This is a genomic window from Sphingomonas phoenicis (genome assembly GCF_047238005.1).
Classification (GTDB): domain Bacteria; phylum Pseudomonadota; class Alphaproteobacteria; order Sphingomonadales; family Sphingomonadaceae; genus Sphingomonas.
The window spans coordinates 2,870,971-2,883,803 of record NZ_JBDFMC010000002.1 but is presented as its reverse complement, the minus strand read 5'-3'; the positions used below and the strand labels follow the sequence as shown (position 1 = coordinate 2,883,803).

The following is a 12,833-nucleotide window of genomic DNA, read 5'->3' as shown; positions in this document are numbered from 1 at the left end:
GCTGATAATCGCCCACCCCTCACCCGGCATCGCCGGACCGGCACGCCGCTTTAGCTCAGCTGGTAGAGCATCGCATTCGTAATGCGGGGGTCACAGGTTCGAGTCCTGTAAGCGGCACCAGTACATACTGGGAACAGACCTAGAAAACCGCGGAAATCTTCGGTAAACTGCCTCCCGGCGGTCCCACCAAATCTCACTTTGTTCCGCCGTGGCCCACTCAAAAGGGGCCACGAATCATGGGGCCACGAACGGTGCAGGAGGCGTGGCCCCATGCTTACGGTGGTACAGACTCGGGCGCTTAAACCAGCAGAGCGACCCTACAAGGTCGCCGATGTCGATGGACTGTATCTGCTGGTGCAGCCGTCCGGCGCCCTGCTCTGGCGCTTTCGCTACCGGTGCTGCGGCATCGAGCGGAAACTTTCGCTGGGCAGTTTTCCCGATGTCACCCTGGTGCAGGCGCGCAGGAAGCGGGACGAGGCCAAGGCAGAACTCGACGCGGCCCGTGAAGTTCGACGGGATCCAAGGTGATTACGTTATCGATCGCAAGTGGAAGGTGGTTGATGAACCCAACGCGCGCGCCCAGCTTTTGCGGCAGTCGGAAGTGTTGGCGGAACATCGCCTGATCGGGACATGGGACGTTCCGACGCCCACTCAGAAGGGCAAGGCGCTAAAGCTTCTCAAGAAGATGAAGGTCACCAATATCAAGGTAAGGGTCGTGAAACCATGATTGCCATGCAGATCGCGGATCTCATCGCGGAGTATGTCGTGTTTCTCACGCTGACAGACGAGGAAGAACTCAATCTCGACACTGCCGTAAAGATGACCGAAGCTCTCGCCGGCCATCTCCAAGAGATGGACAAGGGATTTCTCCGGGAATTGGTGGATGCATTTCCGGTTGTGGCGGCGGGATATAGCGGCGAGGCCCACGACGTTGTGCGCAATATAGCGCATAGCTTCTATCTTGAAGAGGTGCTTGCGGCCGATGATCCGGTGCGATTGGCCGAGCTGGAGGCACTGCGCGACGCGAGGGATTGAACCCTGACATGCGTGGACGGGACAGACGAAAGGTCCCGCAAGCGCAAGGTCGACGCTCACCCATCAGCAGCGATGGACGGAAGTTCTCCACCATCCGCGTGCCCGCTTTGTCTCCGGTGGGGCACCATGGCTGCCGACCTATCATTGAAGTCGATCGCCCGCAGCGGCTCGCGCCCGCGTGGCGGAGGCCTTGTCGCGGCGGGTCATCCGGTGCCACACTGCGCGGCAGCGTCGATGGAGGTTCACGTGATCGCCCTTGCCCTGTCCCTGGCCGTCCAGGCAGCCGCCCCGCCGGCCACTCCGCCGGCCACTGCGCCCGCCGCCACCGCACCGGCCAAGCTGCGGTGTCGCCGGATCGAGACCACCGGCTCCTTCGCCCGGTCCAGGCGCGTCTGTCGCACCGATGCGGAATGGCGCGCCGCGCAGGGGCGCAGCGACCTGGATCTCGACCGCATGCGCGACCGCACCCCCGTCAACTCGCAACGCCCGGTCGGCTGAGCGATCACGGCGCGCCGGACGCGAAACGGGGCGGGCATCGCTGCCCGCCCCGTCCGTCGTGTCGCCGATGGCGCCGTTCAGAAAGTCAGCTTCGCCCCGATCGCATAACGGCGACCCAGCGCGTCGTAGGTCGACGGATAGGTGTTGCCGCTGTTGAACGAGGTCGATCCGATCGTGTTGCCGACTATCGGCGGCTGACGATCGAACAGATTGGTCACCGTGAACGTCAGGTCGAAATTGTCGGTCGCCGCGAAGCGCGTCGCCAGATCGAAATAGTGCGCCGCGCCGATGGTGCGGAACTGCTCGGCGGGCGGATCGGTATCCGCGTTGTTGTCGTTCAGCAACTCGTCGACGGCGATCGGCTCGTACCGCACCTTGTCGATGTAGCGCCACAGCAGCGACAGATCGATCTTGTCGAAGCTGAGCGTGGTGCGCTGGTTGAAGCTGTACTTCGGCTGGATCGACCCGCGGAACGCCGAGCCGGCGCCGGGGCTGCCGCAGCTGTTGCTGTAATAGCCGACGCACTCGCGCACCACCGACACCGGTGTCGCCTGGAACCGTGACGAGTTGGTCCAGTTGCCGCTGAAGTTCAGGTCCAGCTTCGCGAACTGCAGGTCGTGGCGGTAATTCACCGTCAGGTCGACGCCGTCGGTCTTGATCCGGCCCGAGTTGGAATAGGGCAGCGGCACGAAGGCGGCGGCGGTGCCGAACAGCGCGCCGGTGGCGGCGTTGCGGCGGATCGCCGTGCAGGCCGGGTTGGTCGGATCCAGTCCGGGATTGTTGGCGACCAGGAAACAGGCGTTCAGCGCATCGCCGAACGACGGCTGGCTGATCGCGTCGCGCACCTTGATGTTGTAATAGTCGGCGGTGATCGTCAGGCCCGGCACGAAATCGGGATTGAGGACGATGCCCGCCGTCCAGGTGGTGGCGCGCTCCACGCCCAGGTCCAGGTTGCCGCCGGTCCGGTTGTTCGGCTGTGCGGCCGGTTCCGCCTCGATGCTGCCGATCGACGAGGCCGGCGCACCCTGGGCGAGACAGATCGCCCGCAGCTGCGCATTGGTCGTCGGGGCTGCGCCCTGGCACGGATCGGTCGCGAAATTGTCGAGGCCGGTGATCTGCGGGCCGAACAGCTCGTTGATGTTCGGCGCACGGGTCGCACGCTGGTAATTGCCGCGGAACTTCAGCCAGTTGGTCGGCTCCCAGTTACCGCCGGCCTTCCACGTCCAGTTGCTGCCCGCGGTCGAATAGTCCGAGTAGCGCGCACCCAGTTCCAGCGTCAGGTTGTGGATGAAGGGCTTGTTCTGGACCAGCGGCGCGATCAGCTCGGCGAACGCCTCCTTGACGTTGTAGGTGCCGCGCGAGTCCGGGTTGGCCGCACCGGCGCCCAGCACCTCGTCCGGGGTCTGGCTGGGCAGATCCGACGAGCTTTCCGCGACGTAGCGGCGATATTCGCCGCCGATCGCGATGCCGACCGCGTCGGTCGCGCCGGGGCTGGCGAAACCCAGGTCGCCCGAGATGACGCCGCGCACCGTCGCCAGCGACGTCTTCGTCGCGGCCGTGGTGGGCACGTTCAGATAGGCGAACTGCTCCGGCGTGATCGATCCCGCCGCGCCGAACAGGTTCAGCGGCACGCAGGCCGAATTGCCGTTGGTGCAGGTGTTGACGTTGTTGGCGAGCAGCGCCGCCTGCACGCGCGAGCGCAGGCCCTGGCCGGTGCTGCGGTTGCTGTTCTCGCTCTCGCCATACGCGCCGGACAGGTCGAAGCTGAGCTTGTCGGTGATGTCGCCGCGCAGGCCGGTGCGGAACTGGAACAGCTGCGTCGTATACTCGGAAATGCGCGAGCCGCCCTCGACGAAGCGCCGCGCGACCGCCGGGATGTTGAAGGTCGCGTTGGGGTCGACCGTCGCGCAGTTCACGCCGTTCGCCGCGCAGGCCGCGTTGCGGATCGACGCCGGCAGGTACGGGTTGCCGTAGTTGATGTCGAACGGCAGGTTGAACGTGCCCGACGGCGCGATCACCGTCGACACCTTGGTCTTCGAGAACAGGCCTTGGGTATAGGCCTCGATCCCGTCGGTCACCTCGTACCGGCCGCTGACGAACAGGTTGTACCGCTCGAACGGCGTCTGGAAGACGTTGTACGGGTTGAAGTTGAACAGCGCGAAGGTCGGCACCAGCTGGCCGGTGGCCGGATTGAACTGCTGCGTGCCGTTGCCGTCGCCCAGGTTCAGGCGGATCGGTGCCGTGGTGCCCGACCCGCTGGTCCCGCCCGAGACCGAATCGATCTGCTCGACCGAGAAGTCGCGGTCGCCCTGGAACACGGGCTTGGCCTTCTGGTACCCGACGCTGACCGTCACGTTGCCGCGGCCGCCATCGAAATTGGCACCGGTGGTCAGGTCGGCACGGAACACGTTGCCGTCGCCCCGCTCGGTGATCTGCTCCGACGCGGTCAGCTCAAGGCCGGAAAAGTCCTTGCGCGTGATGAAGTTGACGACGCCCGATACGGCATCCGCACCATAGGTGGTGGTCGCGCCGCCGGTCAGCACGTCGACCCGGTCGACGAGCGCGAGCGGAATGATGTTCAGGTTGACCTGGCCGTTGAAATCGGCCGGCACGATGCGGGCGCCGTCCAGCAGCACCAGGTTGCGCTGCGGGCCCAGGCCGCGCAGATCGACGAACGACGAGCCGCCATTGCCGTTGTTCACCGACGAACCGATGCTCGCGACGACGCCGGGCAGGGTGCGCAGCACCTCCTCCGCGACGTTGCTCTGGCGCAGCGCCAGCTCGGCCTGGCCGACCACGTTGACCGGGCTGGACGAGACCAGATTCGGGTTGCGGATCAGCGTGCCGGTGACGACGATGTCGCCGCCCGTGGTCTCCGCCGTCTGGTCCTGCGCCGCATCGGCCGACGCCGTCGTCGTCTGCGGATCGGTCTGCGGCTCGGTCTGCGCCATCGCCGGCATGGCAGCGGCGGCGGCGACGAACGCCGCGCCCATCAGCAAGCGGCCTCGCGTAAGCTTCACAATTTGCATGATATTCATCCCTCAGCTTCGCCACCGCCGCCGCTCTGGCTGACATGCGGTGGCCGCGTCGTCCCCGCCAATCGCCCTGACGATTGGTGCAGTGACCATGACATTGTTGATGCGAGGCAGGCTCCGGACTGTAAAGCGTCCGCACGGCGGCTACCGCCGAAAGATGCTGCCATGTGTCCGAAAAATCACATCTTCATCGATGCCCGGCGGCCGTCGGAGCGGACGGACCTGGATGCCGATCGATCAGCCATGACGCTGTACGAATTGGCGTTTCGACGATCGCCCATCCCGCACTGCGCGCGCGGCATCAGCACTCCTCGTCATGCCATTTTAGGATGACAGCGGTATGGCGCCGGAGACGGGATCGAACGCGCGGCGCATCGACGATCGCTACGCGCAGGCGACATCTTCATGAGCGCTCCGGCCGGCCGCCGCCGGCAGACACGCCGCCGATTTCGAGTGAAGTCGATGGCCAGCCACGTCGGCACGCAACCTTCCCTGTGAAAGGCCCTAGGCGACGCGATCATGCTGGAAAAACTGGAGCGGGCGAAGGGATTCGAACCCTCGACCCCAACCTTGGCAAGGTTGTGCTCTACCCCTGAGCTACGCCCGCTCTGGCGCCATGTTCCGGTGGCTGCGAGAGCTACCGGCTGGGTGAGGCGCGGCCACTAGCAGCAGGTTCGCAAGGCCGCAAGCACCCTTTCTTGGATTTTTGCGCTTGGCGACTCACTGATTAGAACATTACAAGAACATGCATGAGCGACTCGTCCGCCCTTCTCGCCGATCTGCGGCGCATCGCCGCCGGTGGCGCCACCCGTTCGCGGGGGGAAGCCGGAGCAGTCGCGGCGGACGGATGGCTGGCCCGGGGGCTCGCCCGCGGGCAGCTGCACGAGGTCTATGCCGGCGAGGCGGAGGATGCCGCGGCGGCGATCGGCTTCGCGGTGGCGCAGGCGCTCGCCGCGGGTGCCCTGCCCCTGCTGTGGATCCGCACGGAGGCGGCCGAGGGCCGCACCGGCCGGATGCTGGCGGGCGGGCTGGCGGATCTGGGCCTGCCGCCCGATGCGCTGATGCTGGTGGTGACCGCGGACGAGCCCGCCCTGCTTCGCACCGCCGCCGACGCCGCCCGCTGTGCCGGGCTGGGCACGGTCCTGATCGAGAGCTGGGGCCGGGCGCCGGGGCTGGACCTGACGGCGACGCGCCGGCTGATGCTGGGAGCGGAGGCATCGGGTGCGACCGTGCTCAGCATCCGCCTGGATGCCGAACCGGTGCCCAGCGCCGCGGCGACCCGGTGGCGGGTCACCGCGGCCGGGTCGACCGTCATGCCCGCCGACGCGCCCGGCTGGCCCGCCTTCGAAATCGAATGCCTGCGCCGTCGTGGCGCGCCCGCCGGGTCGTGCGGGCGAGTGGAGTGGAACCGTGATGCGCGATGCTTTGTCCCCCCGGCGCCAGTCGATCGAGCGCCAGCCGATCGCCCCGGCACGGACGGCCCCGCGCCCCGTAGCGCGCCGCTACCTGGCGCTGGTGTTCCCGTGGCTGCCGATCGAGCGGTTGCGCAGCGACCGGCCGCACCTGTTCGTCGGGCGGGATGAGGCGCCGGTCGCGCTGGTCGAGACGATCGGCAACGCGGTGCGCCTGGCCGCGCTGGACCGGACGGCGACCGCGATGGGGCTGCGGCCGGGCATGACGCTGGCCGATGCCCGCGCGCAGTTGCCCGGGCTGGAGGTGTTCCCGCACGATGCCAGTGCCGATTTCGACTGGCTCGACCGGCTGGCCGCCAGTTGCCAGCGCTACACCCCCGTCGTCGCGGCGCATCCGCCCGATGCGCTGCTGCTCGACATCGCCGGCTGCACCCACGCGTTCGATGGCGAGCGGCCGCTGGCCGCCGATGTCGAGGGGCGGTTCGCGCGCCGCGGCGTGCTGGTCCGCCACGCCTTCGGCGACACGGCGGAGATCGCCCATGCGCTCGCCCGCTATGCCGGGGCACCCGCCCCCGACGAGCGGGGCGCCGTCCGCCGCCTGCCGGTCGCCGCGCTGGGGCTGGAGGCGGAGGATGCCGCGGCGCTGGTCCGTGCCGGGCTGAAGACGGTGGGCGACGTGATGGCGCGCCCGCTGGCGACGGTGGCGGCGCGCTTCGGCGAGGAGGCGGCGACCGCGGTCCGCCGCCTGTCGGGCGATACCGCGGGCGCACCGCTGATCCCCCGCCGCACCCAGGCGCCGGTCGCGGTCGAGCGTCGCTTCGCCGAGCCGGTCGCCCGCACCGAGTTCGCGCTGACCGTGATCGGCGAACTGGCGGCACAGGCGGCCGCGCTGCTCGCCGAACGGCACGAGGGCGGCCGCCGCTGGCAGGTCCGGCTGTTCCGGGCGGATGGCGAGGTCCATCTGCTGCGGGTCGAGACCGGCCGGCCGACGCGCGACGTGGCGCTCCTCCTGCGGTTGCTGCGCGAGCGGATCGACGCGCTCGCCGATCCGCTCGATCCCGGCTTCGGCTACGACCTGATCCGGCTCGACGTGGTGCTGGCCGAGCGGCTGGACGCGGCGCAGCTGCGGCTGGAGGGCGGCGAGGCGCGGGAGCGGAGCGCGACCGACGATGTGGCGGAACTGGTCGATCGCCTCTCGACCCGGCTGGGCCGCGGCCGGGTGCGCCGCTTCGCCGCGCGCGACAGCCACATCCCCGAACAGGCCGAGCTGATGCTGCCCGCCGCCGCGCCGGTGCCCGCCGCCGCGCCCGCCTGGCCCGTCGCCCAGCCGGGGGAGCCGCCGCTTCGCCCCATCTACCTGTTCGACCCGCCCCAGCCGATCGACCATGTCGTCGCCGAGGTGCCGGACGGTCCCCCCGCCCGCTTCCGCTGGCGCCGCACCCTGCACGAGGTCGCCCGTGCCGAGGGGCCGGAGCGGATCGCCGGCGAATGGTGGCGCCGCCACGACGCCGCCGTGCCGACCCGCGACTATTACCGGATCGAGGATCGCCGCGGCCGCCGCTTCTGGATCTTCCGCCACGGCCTGTTCGGGGAGGTGGACCAGCCGCGCTGGTACGTCCACGGCCTGTTCGCGTGAGGGGGGCACCGCATCCTCGCACGTCACCCCACGCTTCCGTCCTCCCGGCCTTGAGCCGGGATCCCGCTGCGTTCTTCGATCGTGTAGAAGCGGGATTGATGCTCAAGGCAGGAGCTTTGCACCACCCGGCGTGGGCTGCGGATTGCAGCAAAGCTCCCACCGGCACCTGGATGACGGTGATGCCCGGGCGCGATCGCGCCTACCTGGTCCCCGCACTATCATGACCGGCTTTGCCGAGATGGTCGCCGCGACCGGCTTCTCGTTCCTCGACGGGGCCAGCCAGCCCGGCGACATGGTCGCGCGCGCGGTCGAGCTGGGTCATGCCGGCATCGGCATCGCCGACCGCAACACCGTGGCGGGCGTCGTCCGCGCCCATGACGCGATGAAGCGCGCCCGGGCCGGCCTGCTCGGCGCGCAGCTGCCGCCGCTCGCCTTCAAGCTGGCGGTCGGTGCGCGGCTGGTCTTCGCGGACGGTACGCCGGACATCGTCGCCTATCCCTCCACCCGCACCGGCTGGGGCCGGCTGACGCGGCTGCTGACGACCGGCAATCGCCGCGCGGAGAAGGGCGGCTGCATCCTGGGGCTGGGCGATCTGGTGGCGTTGCACCGTGACTTGCTGCTGATCGTGCTGCCCGCCTCCACCGCCCGCCCCGCGACACCGGTGCCGGACATCGACCTGCCGCCGCCGCGCGCCGATGCCGAGCTGGCGGCGACGCTGGCGGCGGTCAGGCGGCTGGATCCCGGCGCCGTCTGGCTTGGCGTCACCATGCCGCGCGGTGGCCGGGACCGGCGCCAGCTCGCGGCGCTGGCGGCCATCGCCGATACGGCCGGCGTGCCGCTGCTGGCCACCTGCGACGCCCTCTACGCATACCGGGAGGACCGCGACCTGCACGACGTCGTCACCTGCATCCGCGAGGGCGTGACCGTGCACCATGCCGGCCGGCTGCTGGCGGCGAACGGCGAGCGCCACCTGAAGGACCCGGCCGAGATGGCCCGCCTGTTCCGCGACCGCCCCGACGCGGTGACGGAAAGCCTGCGCCTCCTCGACCGCATCGGCTTCTCGCTCGACCAGCTGAAATACGAATATCCGCACGAACCCGTGCCGGCCGGGTGGCAGGCGCAGGAGTGGCTGGAGCATCTGGCGTGGCAATGCGCGATCGACCGTTACGACGGCTTCGTGCCGGAGAAGATCCGCGCCAGCATGCGCGAGGAGTTCGACCTCATCCGCGAGCGTGAGTACGCCCATTACTTCCTGACGGTGCACGACGTGGTGCGATTTGCCCGCAGCTGCGATCCTCCGATCCTGTGCCAGGGCCGCGGGTCGGCGGCGAACTCGGTGGTCTGCTACGTCCTTCACGTCACCTCGGTCGATCCGGCCAAGCACGACCTGCTGTTCTCGCGCTTCGTGTCCGCCGAACGCGACGAGCCACCCGACATCGACGTCGATTTCGAGCATGAGCGCCGCGAGGAGGTCATGCAGTACATCTATGGCCGCTACGGTCGCGATCGTGCCGCCATCGTCTCGACCGTCATCCATTACCGCCCGCGCAGCACCGTGCGCGAAGTCGGCCGCGCGCTTGGCCTCAGCGAGGATGTTACCCAGCGGCTGACCAGCACGGTCTGGGGCAGCTTCTCGGACCGGTTCGGCGAGGAGCGCTTCCGCGATACCGGCTTCGATGCGGCCAATCCCCAGATGACGCGCCTGTCGGGGCTGGTGAACCGGCTGCTCACCTTCCCGCGCCACCTGTCGCAGCATGTCGGCGGCTTCGTGCTGACCCAGGGGCGGCTCGACGAGATGGTGCCGATCCACAACGGCGCGATGGCCGACCGTACCTTCATCGAGTGGGACAAGGACGATATCGACATCCTCGGCCTGATGAAGGTCGACATCCTCGCGCTCGGCATGCTGACCTGCATCCGCAAGGCGTTCGACCTGATGCACTTGCACGGCCTGGGCGAACAGCAACTGGACACCATCGCCGCAGACGACGACGCCCGGGTCTACAAGATGCTGCAGAAGGGCGACAGCATCGGCGTCTTCCAGGTCGAGAGCCGGGCACAGATCAACATGCTGCCCCGCCTCAAGCCGAACAGGCTCTACGACCTCGTCGTGCAGGTCGCGATCGTCCGTCCCGGCCCGATCGAGGGCGACATGGTCCACCCCTATCTACGCCGGCGCAGCGGCAAGGAGCCGGTCGAATATCCGGCGCCTTCACCCGCCTTCGGCCACCGCGACGAGTTGCGGGACCTGCTGGGCGAGACGTACGGCGTGCCGCTGTTCCAGGAACAGGCGATGAAGCTCGCCATCGTCGCCGCCGGCTTCACCCCGGACGAGGCCAACCAGCTTCGCCGCGCCATGCAGACCTTCAAGCGGGTGGAGGGCATGCACAATTTCCAGGACAAGCTGATCGAGGGCATGGTCCGCCGCGGCTATCAACGCGAGTTCGCCGAGCGTTGCTACAAGCAGATCGAGGGGTTCGGCTCCTACGGCTTTCCGGAAAGCCATGCGCTGTCCTTCGCCCGGCTGGTCTATGTCTCGTCGTGGATCAAATGCTTCCACCCGGCGGTGTTCGGCTGTGCGATCCTCAACTCGCAGCCGATGGGCTTCTACGCCCCGGCCCAGCTGGTCCGCGACGCGGTGGAGCACGATGTCGACGTGCGCCCGATCGACGTGAACGCCAGCCAGTGGGACAATGCGCTGGAGCAGGCCTCCTCTCCCCTTGGGCATCCCCACCCCCATGCCATCCGCCTGGGCTTCCGCCAGATCGACGGTTTCCGCGAGACCTGGGGCGCGCAGATCGCCGCCCACGCCCCCTATGCCTCGATCGAGGATCTCGCCCGCCGCGCCGATCTGCCGCCGCGCGCGCTGCGGCTGCTCGCCGATGCCGATGCCTGCCGCTCGCTGGGGCAGGACCGCCGCGCCGCGGGGTGGGAGGTGCGCCGCACCCCGCCCGCGCAGCTGCCCCTGTTCGCCGCCGCCGATGCCCCCGAGCTCGGCCGCGAGCCCGACGTGGCGCTCCCCGCCATGCCGCTGAGCGAACAGGTCGCCGCCGATTACCAGATGACCCGCCTGTCGCTGAAGGATCACCCGATGACCTTCCTGCGCCCGCTGTTCCGCGGCGAGGGGGTGAAATCCAGCGCAGAGGCCGGCGCCATGAAGGACGGCCGCCGCGCCAGCGTCGCCGGTGTCGTGCTGGTCCGTCAGCGCCCCGGCAAGGGCAACGCCATCTTCGTCACGATCGAGGACGAGACCGGGATCACCAACGCGCTGATCTGGGCTCGCGATTTCGAGGCGAACCGCCGCGCAATCATGGCCTCGCGGCTGATGGTCCTCCACGGCGTGATCCAGCGGAGCGAGGAGGGCGTCGTCCACCTGATGACCGCGCGCGTCGACGATCGCACCCACGAGCTGCGCCGCCTGTCGGAGGATCACCAGCCCACCATCGCGCTGTCGCGTGCCGACGAGTTCGTCCACCCCCAGCATCCGCGCGGCCGCAACGTCGGGCCCGAACAGACGCCGGCGCGCTACGCGGCGCGCACCGATCCCACGCGCCACGACACCCCCCGCCACGGCCATCCGCGCGACGTGCGCGTCCTGCCGAAATCGCGGGACTTCCATTGAGGGCGCGTCCGCCCCACATAGCCGCCATCTTGTAAACGGGAGCAGCACTTGGCCACCTTGGGAATGTCGCCTGCCGAGAAGGACGCGGTCGCCGCCTTCCGCCGCGACGTCGTCGAGCCGTCGATGACGAGCCTCGTCATCATCGATTTCTGGGCCGAATGGTGCGGGCCGTGCAAGGCGCTGACCCCGATCCTGGAAAAGGTCGCCGCCGCCTATGCCGACAAGGGCGTGGTGCTGGCCAAGGTCGATACCGACAAGAACCAGTTCATCGCCAGCCAATTCCAGATCAAGTCGATCCCCACCGTCTACGCGATGTTCCAGGGCCAGCTGGTCGCCGATCTTACGCCGGCCCGTACCGAAAGCGCGCTGCGCACCATGCTCGACCAGTTGCTCCGCCAGTTGCCCGTACAGGGAGCCGGTGCCGAACAGGAGGCGGAGCTGGAACCGCTGATCGCGATGGGAGAGGAGGTGCTGGCAGAGGGCGACCACGAACGCGCGCTCGGCATCTTCGCCCAGCTGGTCGAGATGGCGCCGGATCACCCCGCCGTCCTGTCCGGCCATATCCGCGCGCTGGTCGCCGCCGGCCTGAACGATCAGGCGCAGGCCGCGATCGATGCGCTCCCCGCCGACCTGAAGGATGCCGGGATCGACCGGGCGAAGGCCGCCCTCGCCCTCGCCCGTGCAGCACCGCCGGTCGACGACCTGTCGCCGCTCGTGTCCGCGGTCCAGGCGGCGCCCGACGATCACGCCGCGCGCTTCGCCCTCGCCAACGCGCAGATGGCGGTCGGCGACCGCGACGGTGCCGCCGACAATCTCCTCCACATCGTCACCGCCGACCGCGAGTGGAACGAGGGGGCCGCCCGCCAGCAGCTTCTGACCCTGTTCGAGGTGGTCGGCCTGATGGATCCGTGGGTGTCGGCCCAGCGCCGCCGCCTGTCCGCGGTCCTGTTCGGCTGATCGGATGACCGTCACCCGCCTGTCGATCTTCCCGCTGCCGGGGGCACTGCTGTTCCCCGGCATGCACCTGCCGCTCCACATCTTCGAACCGCGCTACCGCGCGATGGTGTCGGACGCGATGGCCCGCGACCGGCGGATCGGGATGATCCAGCCCAGCGGCATGCAGGCGGCCGACAAGGACGAGAAACCGGCGCTCTACACGATCGGCTGCGTCGGCCGGATCGCCGAGGTGGAAGCGCTGGAGGACGGCCGCTACAACCTGGTGCTGGAGGGGCTGTCGCTCTTCCGGATGATCCGCGAACTCGACGTCGCGACCGCGTTCCGCCAGATCGAGGCCGAGTTGATCCCCGCCCCGGCGGAGGAGACGCTGTCGCTCGGCCGCCGCGCCTCGCTGGAGATGGAATCGCGCCGCTTCGCCGAGCAGCAGGGCTATGCCGTCGACTGGAAGGCGGTCGGCCGGCTCGACGACCAGAGCCTGGTCAACGGCATCGCCCAGATCGCCCCGTTCGATGTCGCCGCCAAGCAGGCGCTGCTCGAGGCCCCCGACATCGAGACTCGGGCCGAGCTGACCATCCAGCTGATGCAGTTCTTCGGCCGTCACGACGGTGACGAGCGCGTCACCCTGCAATAAGGGCCCC

The 12,833-nt window shown here is 68.9% G+C and carries 10 protein-coding genes and 2 tRNA genes; 10 read left to right on the top strand and 2 right to left on the bottom strand.

Going from position 1 to position 12,833, the window contains the following annotated elements; translation table 11 throughout:
- Positions 1-44: 44 nt before the first annotated feature.
- From ABC319_RS14790 to ABC319_RS14770, 5 genes are all read left to right on the top strand, one after another.
- Positions 45-120 (top strand) — tRNA-Thr (locus ABC319_RS14790).
- Between the two features lie 150 nt (positions 121-270).
- A complete protein-coding gene (locus tag ABC319_RS14785; protein ID WP_413070954.1) occupies positions 271-528 on the top strand; it encodes an Arm DNA-binding domain-containing protein in 258 nt (85 codons plus the stop codon).
- Entirely contained in the window at positions 503-727 is a 225-nt protein-coding gene (locus ABC319_RS14780; RefSeq protein ID WP_413070953.1) for a hypothetical protein, read from the top strand. The genes ABC319_RS14785 and ABC319_RS14780 overlap by 26 nt, the downstream gene beginning before the upstream one ends.
- Positions 724-1,035, top strand: a complete 312-nt coding sequence (locus tag ABC319_RS14775; RefSeq protein WP_413070952.1) for a hypothetical protein — start codon at positions 724-726, stop codon at positions 1,033-1,035. Before ABC319_RS14780 ends, ABC319_RS14775 begins: the two co-directional genes overlap by 4 nt.
- A 246-nt stretch (positions 1,036-1,281) precedes the next feature.
- Positions 1,282-1,533, top strand: a complete 252-nt coding sequence (locus ABC319_RS14770) for a hypothetical protein (protein ID WP_413070951.1) — start codon at positions 1,282-1,284, stop codon at positions 1,531-1,533.
- A gap of 77 nt (positions 1,534-1,610) precedes the next feature.
- Here ABC319_RS14770 and ABC319_RS14765 read toward each other — a convergent pair whose 3' ends face one another.
- A complete protein-coding gene (locus tag ABC319_RS14765) occupies positions 1,611-4,562 on the bottom strand; it encodes a TonB-dependent receptor domain-containing protein (RefSeq protein ID WP_413070950.1) in 2,952 nt (983 codons plus the stop codon).
- Positions 4,563-5,100: 538 nt separating this feature from the next.
- Positions 5,101-5,175: transfer RNA gene (locus ABC319_RS14760), tRNA-Gly, on the bottom strand.
- A gap of 142 nt (positions 5,176-5,317) precedes the next feature.
- Here ABC319_RS14760 and ABC319_RS14755 point away from each other — a divergent pair.
- The 5 genes from ABC319_RS14755 (at position 5,318) to ABC319_RS14735 (ending at position 12,826) form a co-directional block, all read left to right on the top strand.
- On the top strand, positions 5,318-6,151 hold the full coding sequence (locus tag ABC319_RS14755; protein WP_413070949.1) for an ImuA family protein: 834 nt from the start codon (positions 5,318-5,320) through the stop codon (positions 6,149-6,151).
- On the top strand, positions 6,111-7,616 hold the full coding sequence (locus ABC319_RS14750) for a Y-family DNA polymerase (RefSeq protein WP_413071711.1): 1,506 nt from the start codon (positions 6,111-6,113) through the stop codon (positions 7,614-7,616). Before ABC319_RS14755 ends, ABC319_RS14750 begins: the two co-directional genes overlap by 41 nt.
- A 220-nt stretch (positions 7,617-7,836) precedes the next feature.
- Positions 7,837-11,238: an error-prone DNA polymerase gene (locus ABC319_RS14745; protein ID WP_413070948.1), complete on the top strand. Its 3,402-nt coding sequence runs from the start codon at positions 7,837-7,839 to the stop codon at positions 11,236-11,238.
- A gap of 63 nt (positions 11,239-11,301) precedes the next feature.
- Positions 11,302-12,195 (top strand): tetratricopeptide repeat protein, encoded by an 894-nt coding sequence (locus tag ABC319_RS14740; protein ID WP_413071710.1) that lies wholly within the window; start codon positions 11,302-11,304, stop codon positions 12,193-12,195.
- 4 nt (positions 12,196-12,199) lie between these two features.
- The gene (locus tag ABC319_RS14735) at positions 12,200-12,826 is read left to right on the top strand and encodes an LON peptidase substrate-binding domain-containing protein (protein ID WP_413070947.1); all 627 of its coding nucleotides are present in this window, start codon (positions 12,200-12,202) and stop codon (positions 12,824-12,826) included.
- Positions 12,827-12,833: the final 7 nt, after the last annotated feature.